This window comes from Aliifodinibius sp. S!AR15-10 (assembly GCF_031569985.1).
GTDB lineage: Bacteria > Bacteroidota > Rhodothermia > Balneolales > Balneolaceae > JAMQKA01.
Genome location: NZ_JAMQKA010000002.1, coordinates 128,944 through 153,687 on the forward strand (window position 1 = coordinate 128,944; position 24,744 = coordinate 153,687).

At 44.7% G+C, this 24,744-nt stretch carries 24 protein-coding genes; 15 read left to right on the plus strand and 9 right to left on the minus strand.

Features of this window, described 5'->3' with window-relative positions:
• The first annotated feature begins 13 nt into the window (after positions 1 to 13).
• From NC796_RS02155 to NC796_RS02190, 8 genes are all read left to right on the plus strand, one after another.
• Positions 14 to 1,498, plus strand: coding sequence for a hypothetical protein (locus tag NC796_RS02155; RefSeq protein WP_310681662.1), 1,485 nt, complete (start codon positions 14 to 16; stop codon positions 1,496 to 1,498).
• Between the two features lie 65 nt (positions 1,499 to 1,563).
• A complete protein-coding gene (locus NC796_RS02160; protein WP_310681980.1) occupies positions 1,564 to 3,045 on the plus strand; it encodes a sulfatase in 1,482 nt (493 codons plus the stop codon).
• 181 nt (positions 3,046 to 3,226) lie between these two features.
• Entirely contained in the window at positions 3,227 to 5,050 is a 1,824-nt protein-coding gene (locus NC796_RS02165; protein WP_310681664.1) for a DUF1080 domain-containing protein, read from the plus strand.
• A gap of 25 nt (positions 5,051 to 5,075) precedes the next feature.
• Positions 5,076 to 6,989, plus strand: coding sequence for a hypothetical protein (locus NC796_RS02170; protein ID WP_310681667.1), 1,914 nt, complete (start codon positions 5,076 to 5,078; stop codon positions 6,987 to 6,989).
• 376 nt (positions 6,990 to 7,365) lie between these two features.
• Complete coding sequence (locus tag NC796_RS26745) at positions 7,366 to 7,683, plus strand: hypothetical protein (protein ID WP_409070343.1); 318 nt, start codon at positions 7,366 to 7,368, stop codon at positions 7,681 to 7,683.
• A complete protein-coding gene (locus NC796_RS02180; RefSeq protein WP_310681671.1) occupies positions 7,580 to 7,879 on the plus strand; it encodes a hypothetical protein in 300 nt (99 codons plus the stop codon). The genes NC796_RS26745 and NC796_RS02180 overlap by 104 nt, the downstream gene beginning before the upstream one ends.
• Positions 7,880 to 7,881: 2 nt before the next feature.
• Positions 7,882 to 8,478, plus strand: coding sequence for a transposase (locus tag NC796_RS02185; RefSeq protein WP_310681673.1), 597 nt, complete (start codon positions 7,882 to 7,884; stop codon positions 8,476 to 8,478).
• A 694-nt stretch (positions 8,479 to 9,172) separates the two neighbouring features.
• Entirely contained in the window at positions 9,173 to 9,454 is a 282-nt protein-coding gene (locus NC796_RS02190; protein WP_310681675.1) for a hypothetical protein, read from the plus strand.
• Positions 9,455 to 9,626: 172 nt separating this feature from the next.
• On the opposite strand, the gene NC796_RS02195 is transcribed toward NC796_RS02190, so the two are convergent.
• On the minus strand, positions 9,627 to 10,037 hold the full coding sequence (locus NC796_RS02195) for a hypothetical protein (RefSeq protein ID WP_310681677.1): 411 nt from the start codon (positions 10,035 to 10,037) through the stop codon (positions 9,627 to 9,629).
• A 195-nt stretch (positions 10,038 to 10,232) separates the two neighbouring features.
• Between NC796_RS02195 and NC796_RS02200 the strand changes: the two genes are divergently transcribed.
• From NC796_RS02200 to NC796_RS02220, 5 genes are all read left to right on the plus strand, one after another.
• A complete protein-coding gene (locus NC796_RS02200; RefSeq protein ID WP_310681680.1) occupies positions 10,233 to 10,550 on the plus strand; it encodes a hypothetical protein in 318 nt (105 codons plus the stop codon).
• A gap of 11 nt (positions 10,551 to 10,561) precedes the next feature.
• A complete protein-coding gene (locus NC796_RS02205) occupies positions 10,562 to 10,783 on the plus strand; it encodes a hypothetical protein (protein WP_310681681.1) in 222 nt (73 codons plus the stop codon).
• On the plus strand, positions 10,768 to 12,903 hold the full coding sequence (locus NC796_RS02210) for a hypothetical protein (protein ID WP_310681682.1): 2,136 nt from the start codon (positions 10,768 to 10,770) through the stop codon (positions 12,901 to 12,903). The genes NC796_RS02205 and NC796_RS02210 overlap by 16 nt, the downstream gene beginning before the upstream one ends.
• Positions 12,904 to 13,194: 291 nt before the next feature.
• The gene (locus NC796_RS02215; protein ID WP_310681683.1) at positions 13,195 to 13,488 is read left to right on the plus strand and encodes a hypothetical protein; all 294 of its coding nucleotides are present in this window, start codon (positions 13,195 to 13,197) and stop codon (positions 13,486 to 13,488) included.
• On the plus strand, positions 13,472 to 14,020 hold the full coding sequence (locus NC796_RS02220) for a hypothetical protein (RefSeq protein WP_310681684.1): 549 nt from the start codon (positions 13,472 to 13,474) through the stop codon (positions 14,018 to 14,020). Before NC796_RS02215 ends, NC796_RS02220 begins: the two co-directional genes overlap by 17 nt.
• Position 14,021: 1 nt before the next feature.
• Here NC796_RS02220 and NC796_RS02225 read toward each other — a convergent pair whose 3' ends face one another.
• From NC796_RS02225 to NC796_RS02250, 6 genes are all read right to left on the minus strand, one after another.
• Positions 14,022 to 14,318, minus strand: coding sequence for a type II toxin-antitoxin system RelE/ParE family toxin (locus NC796_RS02225; RefSeq protein ID WP_310681686.1), 297 nt, complete (start codon positions 14,316 to 14,318; stop codon positions 14,022 to 14,024).
• Positions 14,315 to 14,539: an addiction module protein gene (locus NC796_RS02230; protein ID WP_310681688.1), complete on the minus strand. Its 225-nt coding sequence runs from the start codon at positions 14,537 to 14,539 to the stop codon at positions 14,315 to 14,317. The genes NC796_RS02225 and NC796_RS02230 overlap by 4 nt, the downstream gene beginning before the upstream one ends.
• 208 nt (positions 14,540 to 14,747) lie before the next feature.
• Positions 14,748 to 16,163 carry a ThiF family adenylyltransferase gene (locus tag NC796_RS02235; protein WP_310681690.1) on the minus strand — a complete coding sequence of 472 codons (1,416 nt, stop codon included), beginning with the start codon at positions 16,161 to 16,163 and terminating at the stop codon, positions 14,748 to 14,750.
• A 3-nt stretch (positions 16,164 to 16,166) separates the two neighbouring features.
• Complete coding sequence (locus NC796_RS02240) at positions 16,167 to 16,760, minus strand: hypothetical protein (RefSeq protein ID WP_310681692.1); 594 nt, start codon at positions 16,758 to 16,760, stop codon at positions 16,167 to 16,169.
• Positions 16,757 to 17,224 carry a hypothetical protein gene (locus NC796_RS02245; protein ID WP_310681694.1) on the minus strand — a complete coding sequence of 156 codons (468 nt, stop codon included), beginning with the start codon at positions 17,222 to 17,224 and terminating at the stop codon, positions 16,757 to 16,759. Before NC796_RS02245 ends, NC796_RS02240 begins: the two co-directional genes overlap by 4 nt.
• Positions 17,225 to 17,500: an EsaB/YukD family protein gene (locus NC796_RS02250; RefSeq protein ID WP_310681696.1), complete on the minus strand. Its 276-nt coding sequence runs from the start codon at positions 17,498 to 17,500 to the stop codon at positions 17,225 to 17,227.
• 148 nt (positions 17,501 to 17,648) lie between these two features.
• Between NC796_RS02250 and NC796_RS02255 the strand changes: the two genes are divergently transcribed.
• Positions 17,649 to 18,458 carry a type II toxin-antitoxin system antitoxin SocA domain-containing protein gene (locus tag NC796_RS02255; RefSeq protein WP_310681698.1) on the plus strand — a complete coding sequence of 270 codons (810 nt, stop codon included), beginning with the start codon at positions 17,649 to 17,651 and terminating at the stop codon, positions 18,456 to 18,458.
• Positions 18,448 to 18,792, plus strand: coding sequence for a hypothetical protein (locus tag NC796_RS02260; protein WP_310681701.1), 345 nt, complete (start codon positions 18,448 to 18,450; stop codon positions 18,790 to 18,792). The genes NC796_RS02255 and NC796_RS02260 overlap by 11 nt, the downstream gene beginning before the upstream one ends.
• A 56-nt stretch (positions 18,793 to 18,848) precedes the next feature.
• Here NC796_RS02260 and NC796_RS02265 read toward each other — a convergent pair whose 3' ends face one another.
• Positions 18,849 to 20,684 (minus strand): AAA family ATPase, encoded by a 1,836-nt coding sequence (locus tag NC796_RS02265; RefSeq protein WP_310681703.1) that lies wholly within the window; start codon positions 20,682 to 20,684, stop codon positions 18,849 to 18,851.
• A 29-nt stretch (positions 20,685 to 20,713) separates the two neighbouring features.
• Positions 20,714 to 24,523: an Eco57I restriction-modification methylase domain-containing protein gene (locus tag NC796_RS02270; protein ID WP_310681705.1), complete on the minus strand. Its 3,810-nt coding sequence runs from the start codon at positions 24,521 to 24,523 to the stop codon at positions 20,714 to 20,716.
• Positions 24,524 to 24,744 lie beyond the last annotated feature (221 nt).

A 24,744-nucleotide genomic window follows, 5' to 3' on the forward strand; every position in this document is an offset into this window, starting at 1 on the left:
AGTGAACTGCAGAATGAAACGAACTGTACTCGTAATAATTACGCTGGGATGGTTTTTTGTCACCCTTGCGGGTTGCCAGCAGGAAGCTACTACTGCGGAGAGCACCGCTTACAGTGTGGAAACGATTGAAACACCGGAGGGTCTAAGTGTAGAGACTGGCGGACTTGATTTTCTCCCTGACGGCCGACTGGTTGCCTGCTTCCGGCGCGGTGAGGTAATGGTCTATAATGAAGACACCAAACAGTGGGATCTGTTCGCCTATGGGCTGCAGGACCCGTTGGGGATTACTGCGGTTTCCAACCATGAGATGTTGGTTATGCAGCGCGCGGAGTTGACCCGGATTACGGACACCGACAAGGATGGCAAAGCCGATCTCTATAAAACAATTACCGACGATTTCGGCATGTCAGGTAATTATCATGAATTTGCCTATGGACCGGAAATTGATAAGCATGGCAATTATTATATCGCAATGAACACCGCCTCGGCACTGGCCGGAGTGTACGATATTATACGGGGGCAATTTTCACCTGCTGGCCGGAAGGGACGGATGTACTCGGCCGTCCCCTATCGCGGCTGGGTACTGAAGATTACCCCGGATGGTAAAACGATCCCTTGGGCCAGTGGACTTCGTTCTCCCAACGGACTCGAAATGGATGACGAGGGGAACCTGTTCGTTCCGGATAACCAGGGCGATTGGCTCGGAACCAGCAAGCTCTACCATATTGAACGGGATAATTTTTACGGGCACGCCCCTAGCTTGGTCTGGGAGGAGGGATTTGAGGATATTGAACCGTTGGAACTACCGGTGCCCGTGTTAAATAAAATGCGTACTAAGGCGGCTGTCCAGTTTCCGCATGGATTTTTTGTGAACTCCCCAACCCAGCCGCTCATCGACCGAACTGGCGGAAAATTTGGTCCGTTTTCCGGGCAGATGTTCATCGGGGAGATGAATCACAAACGCATTGTGCGCGTAATGCTGGAAGAAGTACAGGGTAGATTCCAGGGAGCTGCTGTATCTTTTATTGATTCAACAGGGTTGAGCATTGGCAACAACAGGCTGGCCTTTTCTCCGGAGGGCGATTTGTGGGTAGGCCAAAACGATCACGGCTGGTCGGGGGAACAGGGCATCCAGCGTATTACTTGGAACGGCATCGTGCCGATGGAAGTGCTGAATATGAGCCTGACGAAGAAAGGGTTTGAACTGGCATTTACCAAGCCGGTCAACTCCGAAGCCGCAGAAAATCCCAGCAACTTCATATTTGAGCGATATTACTATGAATACCATCAGGCCTACGGCTCCGACCGGTATGGTATAGAAACCATCAACGTGACTGATGCTGAGGTAGCTCGTGATAATAAAACAGTGAAGCTAACGCTCGAAAAGCTTGATCCGGGTTTTATTTACGGTTTGCGGATTAATGGCTTATCGTCCCAGCAAGGAGATACTCTCAGCCACAATCGACTGTTTTATACACTCAATTACTTAAAAAAATAGCTTGGGTTTGAAACCCTTTAGTCAATTCCCAAATGACAAAGATAATATATAAAATTTTGAGTGATATGTTTTTTATGCAAAAAAGAGGCTTTAAGTTGTGGAATGTACTTCTTTTGCTGTTATCAATGTTCGGGATAGCTCACCTGAGTTTAGCTCAAATAGATGTTAAGAGTCAGTCTGAAACCGGTAGTACTCCTGAGTTTATTGAAGAGAATATATCCCCAAACATATTGATTTTCGTGGCGGATGATGCCGGGTGGCGAGACTTTGGGGCCTATGGTAATGAAACCATTCAGACCCCAAATATCGATGCATTAGCTGAAGGGGGATTACAGTTTGAACAAGCATTTCTAACAACTGCGCAGTGCAGTCCCTCCCGAATATCTATCCTCACGGGACTGTATCCTCATGCTACAGGGGCAGAAGATTTGCACATGCCTTTACCCGAGGGTACCCGCATTATTCCACACTATTTAAGTGAAAAAGGATTTTATACCGGACATATGAAAAAGAGGCACTACGGTCCTCATGCGAATGCTCAGTTTGATTGGTATAGTAGTGAGCTTGCGGAGGAATTTCCCACCTTTCTTGATTCAACAGATGACAATCCTTTCTTTCTTTGGGTAGGTTTTTCAGATCCACATCGTCCGTATGAAAATGCTCCTGCTAAACATGACCCGCAAGATGTATTTGTCCCCCCCTATTTAGCTGATACGCCCGAAACCCGGGCCGATATTACCCGATACTATGATGAAATCAGTCGGATGGATGGTCAGATTGGTAGATTTATGGAGGAGCTGGAGCACCGAGGGAAGCGCGAAAATACACTCGTGATATTTCTTAGCGACAATGGAGCCCCATTTCCAAGGGCAAAAGGGACGGTATATGATGAAGGAGTAAAAACGCCGCTTATTGTTAATTGGCCCGATCGTATTAAAGCGGGGAGTCGATATAACGGGCTTACAAGTGTAATTGACCTTGCACCGACTTTGTTAGATCTGGTGGATTACCCGGTGCCGGATGCGATGCAGGGAGGAAGCATTTTGCCCGTTTTCTTTGATCAAAGTATATCGGGCCGGGACGTTGTATTTAGTGAACGTAATTGGCACGATTCAGATGAACACATTAGAAGTTTACGTACAGATCGTTATAAACTTGTGCAAAATGCCTACATCCATCTTCCACACGGAACACCCGCCGATATTGGTGGCAGCCCTTCATTTCGAAGTCTGATCCAACGCAAAAAGGAAGATGTACTTACCACCGCACAGACGCAATTATTTAAGGTGCCGAGGCCTCGTATTGAGCTATATGACTTAAAAGAGGATCCATGGGAAGTTGATAACGTGGCCGCCAATCCAGATTATTGGAAAAAGGCACGAGAGCTGGCAAGTGTATTGGATGGTTGGATAGAAGAAACGGGGGATTTCCCCCCATACCTTCGGGTGCGCGACGATCATACCGACCGCCTTACAGGCGTATGGTTTTCCAAGCAAATACCTCCGTTGCGTAACCTGGAAAAGGACAGCCCTAATAGGTTAAAATAGTTTGTATGGAGCAAGTTTCTAGACATCGGATTTAGAACTCGCAGAAAAGAGCCGACACAAAAAAATTATCTCTAGGCACGTGCGAAATAATTATTGAAATAAATTAAGATTCCTAATGACTCTTAAACCTTAATCCCATAAAAAATGATCATTAACATCCTAATTATGACTACTTAATAATATGAAGAAGAAAGAATACTCATTTAGTCCTTTTATAGGGATGGTCGTCCTGATGTTTATCCTGTTTTTTTCGGATGCCCACGCCCAGGATTCAGATACGATAGTACTTGATGATTGGTCTCACTTTAAAGCTCCCGCCGGCAGTTGGCAAACGGCGGGCAGGGTAACGGCTTCCCTGGATAGCGATAACACAATTACGGTATCTAACGGCGATGGTATTCTGGTCAACAATCCCCAGAATGCCCATGGGGGAGAAGACCTGTATACCAAGCTGGAACACGGCGATATCGATCTTTCCCTGGATTACCTGATGCCCAAAGCATCTAACTCAGGTATCTATCTACAGGGCCGCTATGAGCTCCAACTGCATGATAGTTGGACCGTTAAAGTACCCTCATCCAGCGATAACGGCGGGATTTATGAGCGCCCGGCGGAAGCGAAGGGACCTCGTCAGGGTAAAGCCCCCCGGCAAAATGTGAGCCGAGCACCGGGGCTGTGGCAACATCTTGAGCTTTCCTTTCGCGCTCCCCGGTTTAACGAGAAAGGATTGAAAGTGGCCAATGCCCGTCTGCTCCGGGCGGAGCTCAATGGCGTCGTCATCCATGAAGATGTCGAACTCGTGGGTCCTACAGCCGGAGTGTATGGAGATGGTGAGGTTCCCGAGGGTCCGCTGCGATTCCAGGGGGATCATGGTCCGGTGGCGTTCCGTAACATTAAGATCACGCGGTATGATCGACCGGTCCCTTCGGTAAAAGATCTTGAGTACCACGTGTATGAGGGCGTATTTACCGAAGAGCCCAACCTGAACACCCTAACGACTGCTAAATCAGGCACTTCAGAACTGCTAACCCCTAACTTGGGAAGTCTCCCCGAGCAATTTTTGCTGCATTATTCCGGAACGCTTCATATTGAAGAGGCTGGCAAATACAATTTTGATTTAGACGTCGCAGATGGTGATGGTGTGTTACGGGTTGCAAATAAAGAAATCATCGGAATGCACACTTACGAGGGCAGCGTAGCTCTACCCAAAGGAGGTCAGTCTTTTGAACTATTGTATGCTCGACGGTCAGATTGGAAAGCGCCGGGATTTGAGTTGATGGTATCCTCCGACGGCATGCAACGCCATCTATTAAGCGAACGTCAGCTGGCAGGGCAAAACGATCCTAATCCCATCTACGTCCATGCAAGTGAGAAGCCGGTGCTACGTAGTTTCATGGATCTGCCGGGTGGTAGTAGAATTACGCATGCGGTGTCGGTAAGCAGCCTCGATAAGCTTCATTATACCTATGATCTCAATCACGGTAATGTGGTCCAGCTGTGGCGGGGCGACTTTTTAGATGTGACCCCCATGTGGTACGATCGCGGCGATGGTTCCTCGCTACCCAATGGATCGGTAGAACACCTGCTGGAGGAACCGGCATTGGTACTTAACAAACTGGAAAATGAACAGGCAATCTGGAAAACCGATACGACTGGAACCGGTTTTAAAACCAAAGGCTATACCCTAGACGACAGAGGGAATCCCCGATTCACCTACACGGTTTTTGAAACAACAGTTGAAGATAAGGTTCGTACGGTCCGTGATGGGGGCGGTTTTAAAAGAACAATGAGATTGAAGGGGAATCTTAAGGATGTCTATCTACGAATAGCTACCGGCCAATTGATACAACAGGTGGAGAAGAACCGGTATTTAATTGATGACCAATCCTATTATATCCAAACGGAGAGCCTTGCTGGTTCTGATCCATTTGTTAGGGAAATTGATGGCCACCAGGAGCTTATTCTGCTGGCCCGACCAACCATAAATTATACCATTCTGTTTTAAGTCTAAGGATAAGATGAGGTTTTATATGAATGACATACGTTATTGGATATTTGTACTGATTATACTTTTTGCTATCGGTACTGCGGCCTTCGGTCAAAATATGCCAGCCGAGGAGGATTATTTTACTATTGTGGATGTTACCAGCCCGGAAGAGTTTCTATTGGAAGTAGGAGGCTTAACAGTCTTGCCCAACGGGACCCTGGGAGTGGCCACGCGCAGGGGTGACATCTTTATCGTGGAGAATCCGACCAGTACGAACCCATATTTCCGGAAGTTTGCTACTGGACTGCACGAAGTCTTGGGGTTAGCCTATAAAGATGGCGCGCTCTATTGCTCTCAGAGGGGCGAGCTGACACGTCTGGAGGACACCGACAACGATGGCAAAGCCGACCTCATAGAGACAGTCTATTCTTGGCCATTATCGGGACATTACCATGAGTACAGTTATGGCCCGCTGATTGCCCCTGACGGCTCGTTCTTTGTGTCGGCCAATGTGGCCTTTGGTGCCGGAGAATGGTGGCGGGGCGAGAGCCGGGTTCCGTGGAGAGGATGGTTGATGCATATCTCGGAGGACGGGAAGATGGAGCCTTGGGCAACAGGCATGCGCTCCCCGGCTGGACTGGGCATGGTGGATGGAGAACTGTTTTATGCCGAAAATCAGGGGGACTGGATAGGCTCCGGGGGAATCTGGCATGTGGAAAAAGGAGATTTCACTGGGCACCCCGCCGGGCTGCGATGGACGGATAAACCCAACTCGCCGTTGAGTATGACCACCGAGGACCTGTACAAACATATTGATCCCCGCATCAACAAGAATGAAAGAGGCAAATATATAAAGCCTGAGAATATCCAGGACGAGGAGGATTATAAGACGATGTTCGAACTCCAGAAAGAACTTCCGGCCCTGAAAACACCGGCTGTTTGGCTGCCGCACGGTATCTTGGGAATCTCAAATTCGGATATCCAGAAAATTCCGGAAGGTCACTTTGGCCCGTTTGAAGGGCAGCTGTTGGTTGGTGATCAGGGACAGAGCAAAATATCGAGAATCGCCCTGGAAAAGGTCAAAGGAACCTATCAAGGGGCTGCATTTGATTTCCGAAGTGGCTTCAAGTCGGGAGTCCTACGGATGGCCTGGGCCAATGACGGATCTCTTTTTATTGGTGAAACGAACCGTGGGTGGGGATCAGCCGGAGAGTCCAACGAAGGCCTACAGCGGCTGGTATGGAACGGGCAGATCCCGTTTGAGATGAAAACCATCTGGGCCACCCCAGACGGGTTTGAAATCGCCTTTACGAAACCAGTGGATCCGGAGACGGCAAGAGATTTGGCATCCTACTCGGTTTCGACCTTTATCTACAAGTACCACCCGGTATATGGAAGCCCGATGGTTGACCAGGGAGAATCTGAAGTGTTAGGGGTAAAAGTATCAGAAGATGGAACTACCATTCGCCTGAAAGTGGAGAACCTGAAGAAAAACTACATTCATTACCTAGTAGTCGATGGGGTTCGATCGGTGGTAGACGGTCAGCCATTATTGCATAATTCAGCCTATTATACACTGAAGAAAATTCCTGATGGCCCTGAATTATCAATGACCGAAGTGAGTATATATGATTCCGGCTCAGAGACCGAGCAGATGGTTAGGGAAACTAAGGATCAGGGATCAAACCAGGGAGCACCTACTTATGAATCTGTTAAGCCATTATTGACAAAATATACCTGTACAGCCTGTCATAACAGGGACGTCCGCCAGGTCGGACCGGCATTTTCCGAAATAGCGCAGCGAAATTATACCGAAGAGGAGATGGTAGAACTGATTTACAACCCGGACCTTTCCAACTGGCCTGATTTTGCCACGGCAATGCCACCGATGACCAATGTTCCGGAGAAAGAGGCAATCAAAATTGCCGAATGGATTATCTCACTTAATGAGCACTAAATTTTTAAACTGTAGTATGAAATAATCCGATTACAAATTAAATACTCGCTCCTTATAAACTATAAAAATCGGCGAAAATAATCGTTCTTCACAGCATTTTGTGGATAAGGTTATGGTACAATCCCTTAGATTCTGGACGAAATACACTTAAAACCTTACGGATTTTGCCATGCTTTCAGCTCCCCGAGACCAATCGCAATGGGATATGTTCAGTCCCATTTTAAAAAGTTTTACCGATCCGAAGCATCCCTTAGTACAGCTGGCTGATCGCCTGGCCTGGAGCCTCCTGGAGGGCGAGTTCGCCGAGCTGTATTCCGAGACCGGCCGCCCGGCCTACCCGATCCGGCTGATGGTGAGTCTGCTGTTGCTCAAACAGATGTATGGGCATGGCGATGAGAGCCTGCCCGGGGTATGGGTCCAGAATCCGTACTACCAGTATTTTTCGGGCATGGATCGGTTCCAGTGGCGGTTTCCGGTTGCCCCGAGCGACCTGTTGCACTTCCGGGGCCGGCTGGGCCCGTGCGGGATGGAAAAAATTTTCGGCTGGTCGGTGGCCCTGCATGGGAAAAAAGCCCACGAGAAGATCTTGTGTGTGGACACGACCGCGGGAGGAAACCAATATCACGTTTCCCACCGACGCCAAGCTCTACGGGAAAGTGATGGAGCGGCTGCGGGGGATTGCAAAAGCTGCTGACATCAAGCTCAAGCAGTCGTACCGGTTTGTGGGGAAGAAACTGTTGCGAGCCACCCATAACGGATCTCATCCCAAGCGGGCCAAGGCGGCTCGCAAGTCCACTCGCAAGCTCCCCGCCTGCGCCGGACGGCTGCTGCGGGAGGTCCAACGGAAACTACCTGAGGAGGCTACCGCCACCTGTCAGCCTGTCTTATAATTGTGCCAGCAGGTGCTCGGGCAACGTCGTCACGACAAAAACAAAGTCTACAGCCTCCACGAGCCGCATACCGCCTGCATTGCCAAAGGCAAGGCCCACAAACCTGTGAGTTTGGCCGAAAGGTGAGCTTGGCCATCACCGCTAATTTGCAGGTGGTGGGCACCACCATGGCCGAAGGCAATGCCCATGATTCGAAAACGCTGGAGGCCACCCTCCGGCAATACCAGAGGCTGACGGGTCGCCTGCCGGAAAAAACCATTGTCGATCGCGGCTACTGGGGCTTGACGGAGGTGCTGGGCGTGCAGGTGTGGTATCCCGATCGGTTCAAGGCAGGCAACGATCGCAACAAGAAGCGCCGGCTGCGGCGCTGGTTCTGCAAGCGTACCGCCATCGAACCGATCATTGGCCACCTAAAGAGCGACTATGGGCTGTCCCGCAGCTACCTGAAAGGCTCCGCCGGGAGCCAAATGAACCTGCTGCTGGCGGCGACCGCTTGGAACCTGCAGCTGTGGATGCGCCAGCTGCTTCGTTGGCTCAGGATTTTGCTGCGATGTGTCAACCCGATGAATCACCGAATAATCTTAAAACCAAGTTTTTAAGGATCGACTAATTAATTAATGAATGTCTTTAGCAAGTAGTTATGTTACCCAAATGTTACCCAAATTAGAATTTAAAATCTAAATAGATAAGGATTCTATAAAATAAGTAAGCCCATAACTCATTGCGAGTCATGGGCTTATGAGGAGTACGCCCGGAAGGATTCGAACCCTCAACCTTCTGATCCGAAGACATGATGATATCTAGGCATTCACACCAGAAATAAGGATTTTGAGAGAAAATGTAACATCATTTGTTACAACAGGTAAGCAATACTGTGAAAAGAATTCACTCAGAAAGATAATCATTGTTGTCTAAATTGCTAGCAGTGGAACTAGCTGCTATCCCACTTCCGCTGGGTACTCTGTCCAAGTAAGGGTACCTATGTGATAGTATTGATTCCCTTTCCGTGGCCCATATTATCTATGAGCACTCTACTCATTATCATTAAAATGTTGTGTGTTCCTGACATATATCTAAGAAATTAATTTATTTAAAGCTAAAATTTGAGCGATAATATATCCTATTCCAGCCTCTAATAACCATTTTTGCTCTATTATCACAAATTTTGGATTTACCCCACGTTTTTAGCCTCGATTTTCCAAAATCTGATTTTCCATTTAAGTGAATTTTATTCCCAATTGCCCTTTCTTTGTCGGCGTCTAAAAAGAATTCAACTCAATAGAACAACCTCGCATGAATCCACAAGACCAAAAAACCAATCTGTTAGAATCAATTGCCACGTTAGAATTGAAGATGGACTTTGTATTAAGTGCCCTCAATGCCACGCCGGATCGCTCTAAATTTATGACTGCCCAAGATGTAGATAAAGAAATTGGCATTGATCAACGGACTATTCTCAACCGTAGCAACCTTTCTCCCGTCAATAAAAATTATATTCCAAGCGTGAGATTTGGTGGCCGTAGAAAATATTTTGAACGTAAAGTAATAGAAAAAATATTTTCGCCAAGTGTGTAACAAACCTCAGTTGAGTTACTCTTTCTTTAATTTTGTTAGTGGGTACAACAATAGACAAAAAGTAAATTTACAGGAGCGCAAATGGCAATGACTAACAGTGTCAAATCCTCTCGTTTAGTAAACCAAGTAACCGGCCCACGGCCGGTGAAGCGTAAACAAGAACTCCTCGCTCTTATCGAACGGCTGTCTTCAGTAGTTCAAGAAGTGCAGTCTGAACATCCCGATCGAGCCGGAGCTCTGTTTCGGCCGATAGCAAGGCTTCAATCTCACCTGTCAGCTTCTTGATCTGGGTGGTGCGATTACCCAGCAGCTGCCGGGCACCCAGCTCGGCGGCTTCCTCCTGGTCGCTGGCGGTGAATGGGGTTCCCGTTCCCGTCAGCAGCCAATTGAGGTTAATTCCAGACTGGGCGAAGCGGACCAGCGTAGAACTGTTGACCTCGGTCTTGGTCCCGTTCTTAAGCTCGGAAAGGACCGACCGGTTGACGCCCGTGCCCCGCTGCATTTTGGAGACATTGCCCTCGTAATACTCCTCCAGCAGATACTGGACATTCTCCTGCAGTATTTCGCCTGAATCTTTTTTCAACTTTTTCCTTTCCGCAAGTGGTTGTTTCTGTTGCAAATGGAACAAGCCCCCTCTCGCAATAGTTCCTACCGCAACAATTTTAATTGTTTTTGATGTTATCCCGTCACTACCTTACCCCTGTGGGTATCGGTTTTCCGAGCCGATGCCCCCCATAATTATACCATTTACCTAAAAACTTTAAAAGAGTATTAACCGATGAACGGACCGATAACCAAATTCGAAATCAACCGCATACGCCTGGGACTCATCAAACGAGAAATCTTTCGACAGCACGACTCCTATAATGAGTTCCGTAGCGAGGTGTTCCCCGACGTCCGGCTCAATGCCTTCCGCCAGTGGTTTAAAAAGCCCTACTACATCTCCGACGGGCGCCTGTGCGCGATGGAACAGGCCCTTGGCATCACCACCGGCCAGCTGCAGGCCCGCCTGGAAGAAGCGTTCGGACTCTCCTCGCAGGCCCTGCAGGCCGTCAAAGGCATACAACTCCAACCGGCACAGTCACAAATTTCTTAACAGACGAGATCATGGCAACCATCAAAACAAAATTTACCCTGGGTGATACCATTGAATTCACCGACGTGGATGGAGAGTGGCGCCGGGAAACGGTCAAACTTATCGAAACCCAGTTGGTGGAAGGATTTGGCCTGTGGGTCATGTACGGATACGGCGATCTGTACAAGCCCCGGTACGTGAGCGAACACTATATCCTGAAATCCAAAACCCGGAAGGCATGCACCATTCAGTAAACGGAGATGGATCGGTTGCAGGATCTCCCATAAGAGGTGGAAAGGTTCAACCTTCGACCGGCCAAGACCTCATAGAAAACACTAGCGGGCATGCCCCGTTCGAATTTGATGATACCCTCTTCGGTGGAAGCTACGGCTGGTACCGCAATGAGACCGACGGGACCAGCCGCCGGATCGGGGCCTTTGACATCCTGATTCACTCGAAGATCATCCGCTATAACCCGGAAAGCCTCAAGTGGGACCAGACCCTCTATGAGTGCCAGGTGATGTGGCTGGCACCCGAAACGGGCAAAGAGCGTTGCAGTGAATACTTTATCCTGGAGCCGGAGGATTTGCTCTCGAAGAAAGCTTTCCAGGTCCAAATTTTTAAACACTCCTACCAGTCGGCCCGATTCAAGAGCGACGATGAGATCCTGTACTTTATGAGCTTTCTGTGCAACCGCTGGCAGCCGCGGACCGTCTATGAGTTCGACTATTACGGGTTCATCGAGCACCACGGCTTCCGGTTCTACCTGACCCGGAATGCGCTCATCACCATCCCGAAGGACCACCAGCAGGAGCCGCAGTATATTATTGCTCCTGAGGCGGGCTCAGGGATGTTCCCAATGGTCCCGGCCGATACGAGCTTTTACGTCAAGCCGGGACGCATCGAACCGGCCCCCATGCTGACCCTTCCCTCGCCTGCTGGCGGCTTCTATCCCACCGGGGAAGCAGACATCCTAACCGGGAACCAACTGCGATATTTTATCGATACGGTTCGGGAAAAGTTCGGGGAGCTGGTAGCCGGCCAGCAGCCGGACAAGAAAGCCGAAGGCTACCTGATCTTTGCCTTTATGTGTTCGTTCCTGTTCTTCGATGAAATTTATGATGTGTTCAAGCACGTGGTGTTTCTCTACCTGTACGGGGATCCCTCCACCGGTAAGGGACAGCTTTCGCAAATCATGCTGAACTTTTTCGGTCAGTCGTTTAACGATGTGGATTCCAATCCTACGCTAAAATCCGCCGAAAACAAGCTGGCCAACCACAGCAAGATTCCCGTCATCATGGATGAGTTTGTTCCTGGCAAAGGCAAGATTACGCCCCAGGTATTTAACATGTGGTACGAATTGCGGCAACGTGGCGTGAGTGCCTCCCATGACCGATCCAAGAACGCCTGGAGTCCGGTCCGCTCCCAGCTGATGTTTATCTCCAACTACAAACCCACCGAAGACCACTTTCGGTCCCGCTGTATCATGATCGAATATGCCGAGGACAAGCGGGGGGAAGTGCATCACCTGTGGTGGTTTGATGGCCATAAAACCGACATGCAGGGGCTGTTCCTCTCACTGCTATTCCGATTCAATGACTTTAACCGGGCCCTGTTCAAGCAAGAGCTTCAGTGGACCAAGCGACTACTCACCGAGGCGGTCGAGCAGGAGCTGCAGCGTCGAAGCGACAAGGAAGGCATCCGATTTCAGGTGAAGGACCGGCAGATCGAAAATATGGCGGCCCTGCTGACGGTGGATCTGTTTGTATGCCGACCGAGTGACGTGGAGTTCGCCGAATTTGTCCACCAATCCAGGGGCGAGGGGCAACAGGCGGGCAGAATATCTGATGAAGACCTGACGGAAATGAACCAGCTGCTCAAAGAGGCCCGCATGGCCCCGGAAATCTTCCGGTATGGGGTCGAGTTCCTGGCCAACTCTGCCGAACGGGAAGTCCAACAGACGCCCCTGCAGCAGTTCCTAGCCAGCCTGGAAGTCATGGAAGAAAACAAGGCGCTTCCCAAGCGGTACTACGGGTGGAACGAGGCTAAAGGAGAGCTGATCATCTATTGGAGTGGCATCTGGGACGCCTATACCAACTACAACAAAGGACGGGAATATGTTAGCCAAGATGCGGTGCGGGAGGAGATCGAAGCCATCGATATCAACGGGAAGGCCCAAAGCCATTACTACAACTACGATGATCCGATCGCTGGCACCCAGAAGGCGGTCCGGCACGGATACCGCATCCCGCAGCATCATATTAACGGGGCTTGGCTACGGGCATTCGGCCGGCGGGCTGAGGCCAACGCCCAGTCCGGGCAAGCAGCCGATGGAGATGCCTATACCACGGAGGAAGGGGATGCGCCATTTTAGATTTATTTGGTGGAAATAAGCCAAAACCGGCCAACTATAAGAAACCGTCTTATGTTCTTAGCTGCTAAAAACGGCCCGCATTGACCACCATCTATATATAATATAATTAGTTAGTTAGCTAATAATAATACTGTTAAGAAAAACGATAAGAACACCATAAGAAACCTAAGAACCTGCTAAGAAAACTAAGAACGATCTTATGAGGTTTCTTAGCAGGTTAACCCACTGAAATTACGAAACTTGACAGGGGCTCATAAGATTCTAAGAAAGATAACTTCTAATCACAAAATCATGGAAAACAACACGCAACACAACCCGACCAACACCCCGCTGGCAAGCGGAACCGGCCAACCACCGGATGAGGTACTTATGACTATCGGAGAAGCCATCAGCTATATGTGCGAGCAGCTGGGGCGTATCTCCCGGACCACCTTTTACCGGTGCGGCTATCGCAAAATGATGACGGTGCGCAGTTACGGGCGGAATAAGAGTAATGGGCGTGAAGCCGTTAAGCTATGCCGAAAGTCAGAAGTGGATTATATCATTCAGACCATCCGGGAGAATCCCCATGCCGAAGACCTTTAGAGCTTCTTTACCGGTGGTGACCGTGAGTAAACCGTCGATATCGATGGGGCTATTTGCCAAACAGCTGGCCCGCATTAACCGCCAGTATCATGATTATGGCGAGTTGCATCTGAGACTCGATGAGACTGGACAACTAGTTAAAGTGTGCTATACCGATGAAAACGGCCACCAGGCTCCACTTACGGATTGGTTGGAACCGATTGAGACAAGACGGTACTTGCACAATTTCCAGCAGCTGTTTTGCCTGGATCCGGCCCGTTTGGACCGGTTTTTTGAGCTGTCCGAGGCCTCGATCATTCTGCCCATTGAAATGCTTACCCCAACCAGAAAGCGACGAGGTGGGATTACGAGGGCGTTCTTCAATATGAGGGCAACCTACTACGGGAAAAGGCCTAGGAGAAAACCCTTGGAAGTGATTCCAGGGATAGATGAAAACGGGAAGTTTTCTATTTTGGATGGGAATTCGACCTACTTCATGGCAAAACAGATAGGAATTCAGGCAATTCCAATAAGATGTACTTTAAACAATTAGTTTAAGAGCGATCCTGCCAATACCTAGGTTCTCTATGAAGATGCATGACGGCAACGATAAACACTTGCTCTTTCTGCATGTCGTAGTGATATAAGATGCCGTAAGGGAAGCGTTTTAGGAGAGCCCGGCGAATATTTTCTGCGATAAAGGGCCATGCTTGGGGATGAGCTAGAATACGTTGTATGGCGGAATACACCTCATTAGAAAAGTCGTATCCCAAATCTTTTTCGCGCTCCTCATAATAGTCAACAGCATCAAACAGCTCCCGCTCTGCCTCAGGGTGAAACTGGTAGGTCATTTAGAATACCGTTGGCTAATTTTCTTGAATACCTGGTCCCCTGGAATAGTCTCAACCTCTCCCTTTTGCAACTGGTCTAGACGTTTTTGAGCCACTTTGGCCCATTTCTTATCTATCTCCGCTTCTGGAGGATTAAGCGAGCGCAGGACAGAATCGGCCACCAGGACCCGATCTTCCACGGGCAGGGAGGATATCTCTTCTATTAACTCTTTTGTTTTCATAGCGTTATTTATTAATGAAGTAACTGCTATTCAATATAACGGAAAAAATGTAAAAACATCTATTTCGGTTGGCATTCTTTCCCTTCTTGTTATATGTGTCCTTTGCTGCCCATACTGCCTAATCATGTTTAGATTGTTTAGCGTTTTCTCTTCTAGCCATAATTAGTAACTGTGATTATAGTTATTGGTATCATTCATACTAATAACTTTAGTTACTCAAATAAGAATATTTTGTATTACTATTTCGCTTTTCCCACAATGATCTTGATTGAAAGCCACACACAGGACATGATTGTTTTGGCTTTTTTGTCAGGGTTAATATATGAGACAAATCAAACTTTAAGTTCGCCGCAACATAATTGGATAGGCCCGCATAGTTCATATAACTTAACTTGCACAATTCAGAAACAATGAGGGCAGCAGCAGAAGCCGACAAAAATGGAAGAGAGGCATGGACTCTGTTATTCTCTGATTCATCATCTTTTTGAGGAATTTCAATGTCACCTTGACTACAAAGTGTTTTGATATTACCGTTATCCGGTTTAAATCTGCAACGCAGGCAGTAGTCTTTAAAAGGTATATGTCTACCTAACGTAATCCCCCAATCATCATTTGTTGTTGCCTGAATAACCAATGGAGGCAAGTTTTCTGCCATTGCCTGCCATACATTATTTTCATTTGCTAATGCAAGCCATACATCAAAACCATTCCCATCCAACTTATCTTCAGCGAATTCACTCCAGCTACCTTTAAAAGGAGTTACACCTACTAATCCAATTTTTTCTAATATCTTTTTGGCACGATAGACTTTATCTCCCTGAGATGGACTAGCATCCGATATACCGAACAATAACGTTCGGTCTAAATTTTCCACTTCAACCTTGTCGTAATCTATTATTTCAACATGTGCACTAGGACTCACCATAGATAGAAAGTATAGCACATTTGATCCGACGGCTCCTATACCTACCTGTAAAATATTTCCAATAGTTTTTTGATCCTGTAGTATCAAAGGAGTGTCATTTGGTCCTCGATTTAAAGATCCCAAGCTATAATCCCATAATGACCATCTAAAACTTCCCAATAGTTTATCTTCTTTTTGACCAACTGTAATCTTAAACAACTGCGCGACTCCCAAACACGATGCTAACTGAGCAGAAGGAACAAAATTGGTGTCAGAATACCTTATGATATTTTTATAATCTTCAGGTTTCCATCCGACAACATCCCAACCATCAGCTGTTATACAATAGGTGGGGGAAAGCGATTTTTCATATTCAGATCCAATAAAAAGAGTTAACGTATCTGAGTTCACCTCTTTAAAGCTTAAATCACAAAATGGATTTGCTTCTTTACATTCAGTTTGGATCCGATCGATTAAACTGTTGTAGATATTTCCCCTCAGCTGATTAACTAACTCAACGTTTGGTATATCAATTTCAATCTTTCTAGACCATCGTGACAGTAGGTTCGCAGCCGTTATCAACATGACTTGACCGGCATAGGTTGAGGCCAACTGATTATCAGTAGTAATACCTGTCGTTACTTTAGTATAATCGTCGGTACCTGCTATCCTTCTTGTGCGATCTCCACGTCTTTTATAAAACTCTTCTTCACTTATCATAACTTAATTCTGCTTCATTCTTCGGTTAACTACTGGTGGGATTATCCTTAAATGTTTTTTCGATAGAGCATGATCAATTTTTTTGAAACGACCATTGTAAAACCTATGGACACCCCATGTTTCTAATATTTTCTCTTGTGGACGGGCATAATTAGCAGCTACTATTGATATATGACCTTCAAACGGTGAAAATGTAAGCATATCATCACCTTGTGAATGGTGATTCCCCGAGCCTGGCGGATGTGAATGAGCTTGCCCCAAAAGCACAAGCCCATTTGTATTAAGCAGCTTGACAATTTTAGCATTTTCAACGGCAGTAGTCTCAACACTACCGGGAGTAGCTTTGGCATCTGGTACTATCAATGTGGTGACTACTCCACCGTTTCCATCCTTAAAACCAGCCCAATAAACCAATCCTTCACATTCTTCTTCACCATTGGAAAAGGATCGTAGCAGTTCCTGTGTTTTCCGCATTAGATTCTCCGGAAGGTATACAGGGTATAGAGAATAGTTATTCTCTATACCGTTAGACTGTACACTTTCACTAGATGGGTTAAATATTGAATCCCACAATCTTCGCAAATAATCAAAAATCATTGCATTCTACCATTGTAAGGTTTGCCATTCATTCTACCTTGGATGGCGTTGTAAATATGTGAAATCATGCCGCCAAGATGATTTGTAGAAACTTCATTTTGCCAGTCACCATAACTCCACTTTTTGTGGAGGCCTGAGTGCTCTCCATAAGTTTTCCGATTGAACCTGGCACAAATACAGGGATGGGAGTGAAAAACATTTGGATATGCACTCTTAACACCAGCTTCCTCAGTATTTGGATCAATCATTTCAACATAAGGGGGGACATGCCGATAATTCTCGCACTTGAATTCAACTATGTATAATTCATCATCCTTTGTAGCCCGAATATTAATTCGGAATACCAAGTTGTCTTCATTTAGCATTGAATCATCCAACTGAATGTTCGTCCGTTCTAAGAAAGACGAAGCTTCCTCCAGTTCTCTCGAAATGTGATCCAGTGATATTTCACTTGAAACCGACATTTATACGTTTTTACCGTCGTTGGTGAGAATTAATTCATCGCCGTCTTCCAAGCCATAACTCACTAAGGGACGATTAGGATTTAATTCTTCTTCACTTCCCTCAATAATAAGCTCAAATGTACCTGTCCCGGTAAGATCAAAATGATCCCTTATCTTATCGATGACCTCCTGAACTTTTGTAGTTTTGGGAAAAGTATCTTCATACTCACCCCGAGTTGTAATGACAGTTAAAGTCAATGCTTTGTCAGATTTTGATTTGTCTTGTTTAGACCCCATAAGAGGCTCCTTTCAACTAAATGTTAGAATTTAAATCAATATTATGTTAGAACTTATAACATTTATGGTGTAATTTCAAACATTTTGTTGTGCCTTATTCTAACTTTCGTTAATTTTGAATTAATCCAAATAACAAATATGGGAATACATGTTTGATAATATTGAGATTGGGAAACGAATTGAGGAGTACCGAAAACGCAAAGAGTGGACCCAGCAAGACTTGGCCGACTGCATGGATATGTCCCGAAGTTCAATTACTCAAATAGAAAAGGGTAAAAGAAATGTTACAGCTGTAGAATTGTTCCAATTTTCAAAAAAATTGGAATTTCCTGTAGCTGAATTCTTTTCTGACCAGCCTTCTTCCGGAAAGTCAAATATTGACTTATCGAGTGATGAAGAACCAGAAATTGAAGAGCGAGTTTCTGTACCTTCGGATGAACTTAGGTATGAGAGGTTTAAAAATATCTTACTCTACATTCTTGAAAAGTGTGCGGGCAAGCCCAATGTAGGTGAAACGGTACTTTACAAATTGCTTTATTTTGCTGATTTCAATCATTTCGAAAAACGAGAATCATTTTTAACAGGTGCAACCTACCGGAAACTACCCTATGGGCCAGTACCCCTTTATCTTGATCAGATTTTCGATAAAATGATTGATGAAGGCGAACTCCAAAGGATAAAAACCGAATATTACGGCTATCCACAGACACGCTATCTACCACTTAATAAAGCCGATCTAGAAAAAATAAGTGGTGCAGAAAAGGAAACACTCGATCAAGTCATTGAACAATTCTCTGATTGGTCAGCTTCTTCGATAAGCGATTTTTCTCATAAAGATATACCTTGGAAAGCTACATCTGATGGAGAAGTAATAGATTACGAGTTGGCTTTTTATCGCGAGCCCCCTTTCTCTGCTAAGACTTATGATTACGAAAAACCGGAGAACAGTGACGTTTGAGGAGCTAAAACCGTTCAAAAGAGATTTAAAAAAACTTTCCAAAAGATACCGAACACTGAGAGATGATTTAGAAATTTTAAAGAAAGTGCTACGTGTTTCCCCTGAGGCTCGTCCCCCTTTTAGCTTTGAAATCGGCGGGCTTGGAATCGAATCCTGTGTAATTAAAGTTAAGAAAATGGCGTGTCGTTCTCTCCCTGGAAGAGGAGCTAACACCGGTTTACGTGTTGTTTATGCCCATTTTGAAGGAGATGAGAAAATTGTGTTTGTCGAACTCTATTTTAAGGGAGAGAAACAAAATGAAGACAGGAACCGAATTTTAGAACATTTTAACTGATAAAGTTAAAGACAAGAACCACATTCAGAAATAGACTTATTGGTTTAATTAGGAGTTTAATCCGTTAAAAGTTCATCAATTAAATCAAATATCAGTATAAAGTTTTCAAAACCATCTTGTTCGATTGTAGGGACTATATTTTCAGCAAATGTTGTTTTACCATTTAAAATCTTCCTTTGAGAATCAATTTCTTCAGAATCAATATTTTCAGACAAATCTAGTTGATCCGAGTCATATCGTTTGCCTCCAATTTTGAACAAAATTTGAGGATCCTCAAATTTTAAGCCATGCCCTTGTCCATCCGTTAATTTCAGTAATTCATCAGAGAAATAAAATTCAATTGTTAGGTTATTATTTTCTGCATACTTCTGACGATCATCTATTGGGGGCAGTAGTAGAGCAAATGCTAATTCATTTTTGTGCATCTTTACATCTTCTCGGTTGTCCCATTTGTTAAAATTATTGCTTAAGTCATTAAATTGTTTGATCCCCTCGTCATCTCTATCAAATACTGCAATAACTTTTTTGTTTAATTCTGGATGAATAGAATCTATCATTTTTTTTAAAGTTGGTGCACCTGCTGCACCGGATTCATCAAATCCCATTACAGGATCAGCAGGCATAATTTTATAAGGATTTTCGTCCTCATATAATTTTTCCCAAGCCATATTTAAAATCATTGCATCTGTTTTTCCCTCTGTTAATACAAATGGCTTCTCACTTTCTTCAAGTTTATTCTCAATTTCATTAAGGTTCTTTTTGAGATTATCAAACTCGGCTAGCCTCTCACTTATATTTTCATGGACTATTTCTGCGATATCATATATACCCAGTTCATTGTTTAATATCTCACGTTCAGAATGTGCTTCTTTTTCTGGAAAAACTTGAAGTAAATCTGATCTATTATCCTCTTTTACAACACGGTAGGTATTATTCTTCTCACTCTTTAATGAGATAAATGCAGGGGAATGCGAAGTAATAAAAATTTGTGCTCTTTTTGTATACTCCTGTATAAAATCATTAGCTAATTTAGTTGAATAGCTATATTCGAGGGAATTTTCAGGTTCTTCAAATCCCCAAATGAAATAATTGGAATTGTTATCAAAGATATATTTAAGAACAGAAGGAATAAATCTGGCTTGTATTCCATCTCCTCTATACTCTAATGGAATAGATATGTTTTGGGAATTTGTTGATACGTAAAATGATTGAAATAAGGATGCGAGTTCTTCGGGTGGTTTTATTTTAGACTCTAATTGAGTAGCTCTTTCAAAATCCTTCTTTAAAGATAATATTCTATCTTCGATGTGTTCTGCTAGATTATCACTTACTCTCAATATGTCATGATCCGAATCGGTTGAAATATTAAGTAGTGATTTTTGCAATCTTAGCAATAAGTTGTTGTGGTATCTTTTGTCCTTAACCGCCGGTATATATTCATAATGAATTTTGTTAAGGAATTTTGATAAAAATCTTCTTGAAGTTTCTAATGTACTTGGTAATTCGTTTTTACGATCATAGGTATCAAGATTATCGGTTTCACTAGGATATTCAGTATCTCTAGTCCATGTTTTTTTAACTCTGAACTTTTCGGGTAAACTTCCACTATAGGAGTCTGGCCTATTGAATGTAATGGCTATCCAAATTTGCTGTTTCCCCTTAATTGTTTCTTGTCTAACTATCTCTAATCTTTCCTTAGAAAAATCAGTATAAAAGTCAAAAGGTTCATTCCATTCAGATTCATTATTGAAGAATAAGTTTAGCGCTTTTAAAATATTCGATTTACCAACATCATTATTACCACTAAAAATATTCAGTTCATTAATATTTGATATTGTTTGCTGATATATGGACCGAAAATAGTAGATTTCAATTGTATCTATTAAATGCATGATTGGTCGACTTTATCTTTGAATTAGATCTACCCTACACTCTCTTCTACAATCGCAATCTCATCCTCATCAAGGCCATATAGATCATATACCAACCTATCAATTTTCGACTCCAACTCTGAAATATCAGTATCAGAATTGTCTTTTTTTGCAGTAAGAATTTGCGAGATAAGCGATTCAATTTTTTCTCGTTCGTCGTCTTCTGCATTTACAATTGGAATCATTTCCAAATACTGAGTAAAAAATCTCAGATAGCCCCCTCTGTAACTTGCAAGTATTCCACGATAATAGAATTCTATCAAATTTGATCCCAACAAAGCCAATAGATATAAATCATCCTTGGGAATAAAATAGGCTGTATTAACCATGTAATATGTTCCTTCCTTGTCAAAAGTAAAATCCCCTTCTTTTGATATATCTGGGAATAAAATTTTAGGCTTTGCAAATTCCTCGTAATAATCACATGGCCTCAATTCCCACCAATACTTTCCTTGATCATATCTTTTTCGTGCTCTCTCTTCGTATGGTGATAAATGCTTTGCTATAGCTGGATAATTAGATTCAAACCACTCCCATTTGTTTTCTGACGACGTTTGCTTGTCAGTCCAACCACTTGGAATCAAAATAAGATATGAATCAGATGATGGAGGTTGATATCTTTTTATGTTTTTTCCTGCTAAAAAGGGCTTAATCAATTCCTTACTCGATAAGTCCTCAGAAATCAACTCTTCTTTTGTCTGATTGTTAATTACAAATGCCTTGTTTAACCCAGTTAATACGCCCCTATATATATTCCCATCCACATATTCTGCAAGTTGAACCCCTTGGTTCTTAACTTTTTCTAGTAAAGTTTGAGCTCTCTTATTTATAAGGGTCCAACCATCAGCTACTAACATCGACTGATCAACGTCAAAGAAGGAACCCTTTATTAATAGCTCCAGATCATCAAACTCTAAATTTTCTACTTCAACTGCTTTGAAATCATAATGGTGGTCATTTTTTCTTAATTGTAATAAGCAAGGGTACGTCGTAGCTTCCTCAAAAACGGGCAGGTCTCCAAAATCAATAATCGACTCAATTTGGAATTGCTGCATCCACTCGCGTAGAGGTTTCCCGTAATTGGCCCGCATCCACTTGTTGGATACGATGTAGTGGAACAGCCCACCTTGGTGCAACAACCGCATGCCCTGTTCTATAAAATAGGAATACAGGTCAGCCGTACCCTGATATACCTCATAGTTGGTTTTGAAGTACTCTTTCAGATCTTTCAACTGTTCCTGCCGTATGTACGGCGGATTGCCAATCACCACATCAAAGCCAGTGAACCCGCCACCGGTATCCAACACTTCGGGAAACTCAAATCGCCATTCAAACGCCTGGTTATAAAAAACCCCACTCTCTTCCTCTGCCTTCTGTTCCTCCAGTTTCCTGACCTTCTTTTTCTGCTTTTTGATCTCTTTCTGAGTGAATTTCTTATCTCCAAACAGGTCGGAATTCTGCATCACTTCCAGCCGGCCGCGCTGCTTGCTCAGCTTTTTGTTAATGGGGCGGTTATTGAGCAGGGTAGTACTGTATTCTTCTTTAATATCATCGATCAGCTTCTGCAGCCGCTGCTTTTCTTCCCGGTCGCCGGTATGCTTGTAGTTTCGGACTGCCCCTTTGTAATCTTCCAGGGAATGGTCGCTATTCTTGAACACCGAGCTCAGGTCGCTGTCCAGCTCAAACCGGCTGACCAGGGAATTCCCCGTCTTGATATTGATATCGATGTTGGGCAGCACCTCCAGTTCCCGGTAATTGCTGCGTTCGGTGTAATACGTGTTTTTGAGCAGTTCAATCCACAGTCGCAGGCGGCAGATCTTGACTGAATTGGGATTGATATCCACTCCGAACAGGCAATTTTCGATGATATGCCGTTTCTCATGGAACAGGGCCTTTTGGATGCGCTGCCGGTCCGAGGCGATCTTTCGCTTTGCCAGGCTTGTTCCCTGCCAGGTGGGAGATACCTCATATTCAAACAGTTCTTCATCGCCCCAGGTCACAATCAGCTCGTCATTCTCAATTTCTATGTTCACGTGATGAAAGAGCTTACCTTCCCGGCCACACAAAATCCCCAGGTCAGACTTAATAGCCAGCAGCTCATTCAAACACGAAACCAGGAAGTGCCCGGATCCCACGGCCGGATCACAGATCGTGATGCTATCAACAATCTCGTTGGCCTTCTCGATATTGGCCTGCTTGCGGCCAATCCGGTTATAAATATCGGTGAATGTCAGTTCTTCCTCATCCCAATGCTCGGCAAACTTGTCGGTTACCGCTTTACGAAGTGTTTCTCTGGCCATGTACTCGGTAATGAATCCCGGCGTAAAGAAGGATCCATCTTTGTAGCCGTTAATCTTCTCAAAGATCAACCCGAGTACCGAGGCATTAATCAACGTCTTGCGTTCCTGCTGGATCTCTTCGCCCCCTTCGGCTGCAAAATCGTAGGCTTCCAGAAACGCAAACAGGTACTGCAGGGTATTCAGCTCATCTCCGCGCTTTCCGGTGAGCACGCTTCGGCTGTACACCGGGATGGTTTTCTTATCATCCAGGTTGGATATGAACACAGATTGGTGCTCCAAAGCTGTTGGATCAAAAAGAGAACTATTCAGGTAGGGGATATGCCCGAATTTCTCATTTATATCCTCGGTGCGTTCGTCTTCTTTCCGGGCCAGTACCTGGAAAAAGAGCTTGTTGAGCTCGTCAAACTCATCAATAGTTTGGTACTCCAGAAATTTAAAATGGTTATCCTCCCTATGGTACCGATACAACTGGGCTTCCAACAGCTTCAGAAACAGGATCCTGTTCATCCAGGTGATACCCAGTTCCAGTGCTACATTGAATAGCTGGTCATCTTTGTTTTTCCCATACCGGACTTCCGGCTCCCGTACGGTGCTCAGGTGATTCTCCGTATCCAGAATACGAATCGTATTCTCAATCATTGACCCGGCCTGCCGGTTCTCCTCAGTTGCCCGTTCGATGTATCGGGTACTTCCGTCCTTGGTCTCTTCCAGCCCAAGGATATAGAGCAGCTCGCGGTAAAATTCCCGGTTCAGTGTATTGCTGTCATTGGCAAAGGATTCTTTGAGCAGATGAATGGGAGAAAAGAACTTGTAAAGCGGGATAAGTTTCTTTTCATGGTCGCTGCCTTCCCTAGCCTCAAGCAGTTGGCTATATTCGGCAAGATATAGATGCAGGCCCCTAATAGTTGAGTCTTGCTCATCAATAAATTTTGCAATTTCCTCATACATAAAATCCTTGTTGGAAGAGACCTTCTGGTCCTCCTTCCAGCTTTTATAGACTTTACGTAGCGCAGAGGGTTTGTAGAAACAGCGTTCGAACTCCTGGGCGTCGAATACGAACCAGTTCAACATATCGGTGACAATGACATGCTTTAGATCCGTGTTCTCCACTTCAAGTCGCTGCACTAAATAATAGAGAACGGCTTGGTGCAAGGCTTTACGGTTAAAACTGGTTTTGGTAACCATATCCTGCTTTTTAGTGGGGCTCTTCACCTCAAATAATACCCCAACAGGATCTTTACCCTTAGGTCCGGTATGTATTGCCAGATCTATACGATCACTCGTATTGATGTTATAATTTTTGAATCCAACCTCTTCCAAAAAAGAGATTAATGGCTTTTTATAGTGCTCTTCCAATTCCTCCTTCTTTTTGGATACCTCAATAGCTTTAAGTAGTTGGCCCAATTCTGTTTTGAAATGATTAAATGAGGACCGATCGACCGTCTCCTTGAGAAAAGCTTTGTTAATACTTTTTCGCAGCGTTCGTGTCTCTAATTGCATAAAAGCCAACTAATTGGTTCCATAAAACAAATTTTGAGACAAAATATAATAAAGAAAAGCCAACTATTAGGATTGTATAAGCTATCGGTTATCTAATCTAAAATGTTGCGTATTAAGAGGTGAGCAAAGCCAATTGGTCATCCCAAACATTGCTCGGAGAGGGATCTCGTCTAGCATCGTAGCGCTTATTCAGCTTCTATTTATATCAATGCTTTTATTTA

What these genes read in the sequence shown, in the direction of transcription:
- NC796_RS02155 (WP_310681662.1), top strand. Translation starts at nt 14, where the DNA reads ATGAAACGAACTGTACTCGTAATAATTACGCTGGGATGGTTTTTTGTC.
- NC796_RS02270 (WP_310681705.1), bottom strand. Translation starts at nt 24,523, where the DNA reads ATGCAATTAGAGACACGAACGCTGCGAAAAAGTATTAACAAAGCTTTT.
- NC796_RS02165 (WP_310681664.1), top strand. Translation starts at nt 3,227, where the DNA reads ATGAAGAAGAAAGAATACTCATTTAGTCCTTTTATAGGGATGGTCGTC.
- NC796_RS02230 (WP_310681688.1), bottom strand. Translation starts at nt 14,539, where the DNA reads ATGAAAACAAAAGAGTTAATAGAAGAGATATCCTCCCTGCCCGTGGAA.
- NC796_RS02245 (WP_310681694.1), bottom strand. Translation starts at nt 17,224, where the DNA reads ATGTCGGTTTCAAGTGAAATATCACTGGATCACATTTCGAGAGAACTG.
- NC796_RS02210 (WP_310681682.1), top strand. Translation starts at nt 10,768, where the DNA reads ATGCACCATTCAGTAAACGGAGATGGATCGGTTGCAGGATCTCCCATA.
- NC796_RS02220 (WP_310681684.1), top strand. Translation starts at nt 13,472, where the DNA reads ATGCCGAAGACCTTTAGAGCTTCTTTACCGGTGGTGACCGTGAGTAAA.
- NC796_RS02255 (WP_310681698.1), top strand. Translation starts at nt 17,649, where the DNA reads ATGTTTGATAATATTGAGATTGGGAAACGAATTGAGGAGTACCGAAAA.
- NC796_RS02215 (WP_310681683.1), top strand. Translation starts at nt 13,195, where the DNA reads ATGGAAAACAACACGCAACACAACCCGACCAACACCCCGCTGGCAAGC.
- NC796_RS02160 (WP_310681980.1), top strand. Translation starts at nt 1,564, where the DNA reads ATGTTTTTTATGCAAAAAAGAGGCTTTAAGTTGTGGAATGTACTTCTT.
- NC796_RS02170 (WP_310681667.1), top strand. Translation starts at nt 5,076, where the DNA reads ATGAATGACATACGTTATTGGATATTTGTACTGATTATACTTTTTGCT.
- NC796_RS02190 (WP_310681675.1), top strand. Translation starts at nt 9,173, where the DNA reads ATGAATCCACAAGACCAAAAAACCAATCTGTTAGAATCAATTGCCACG.
- NC796_RS26745 (WP_409070343.1), top strand. Translation starts at nt 7,366, where the DNA reads ATGTATGGGCATGGCGATGAGAGCCTGCCCGGGGTATGGGTCCAGAAT.
- NC796_RS02235 (WP_310681690.1), bottom strand. Translation starts at nt 16,163, where the DNA reads ATGATAAGTGAAGAAGAGTTTTATAAAAGACGTGGAGATCGCACAAGA.
- NC796_RS02200 (WP_310681680.1), top strand. Translation starts at nt 10,233, where the DNA reads ATGAACGGACCGATAACCAAATTCGAAATCAACCGCATACGCCTGGGA.
- NC796_RS02240 (WP_310681692.1), bottom strand. Translation starts at nt 16,760, where the DNA reads ATGATTTTTGATTATTTGCGAAGATTGTGGGATTCAATATTTAACCCA.
- NC796_RS02265 (WP_310681703.1), bottom strand. Translation starts at nt 20,684, where the DNA reads ATGCATTTAATAGATACAATTGAAATCTACTATTTTCGGTCCATATAT.
- NC796_RS02225 (WP_310681686.1), bottom strand. Translation starts at nt 14,318, where the DNA reads ATGACCTACCAGTTTCACCCTGAGGCAGAGCGGGAGCTGTTTGATGCT.
- NC796_RS02205 (WP_310681681.1), top strand. Translation starts at nt 10,562, where the DNA reads ATGGCAACCATCAAAACAAAATTTACCCTGGGTGATACCATTGAATTC.
- NC796_RS02250 (WP_310681696.1), bottom strand. Translation starts at nt 17,500, where the DNA reads ATGGGGTCTAAACAAGACAAATCAAAATCTGACAAAGCATTGACTTTA.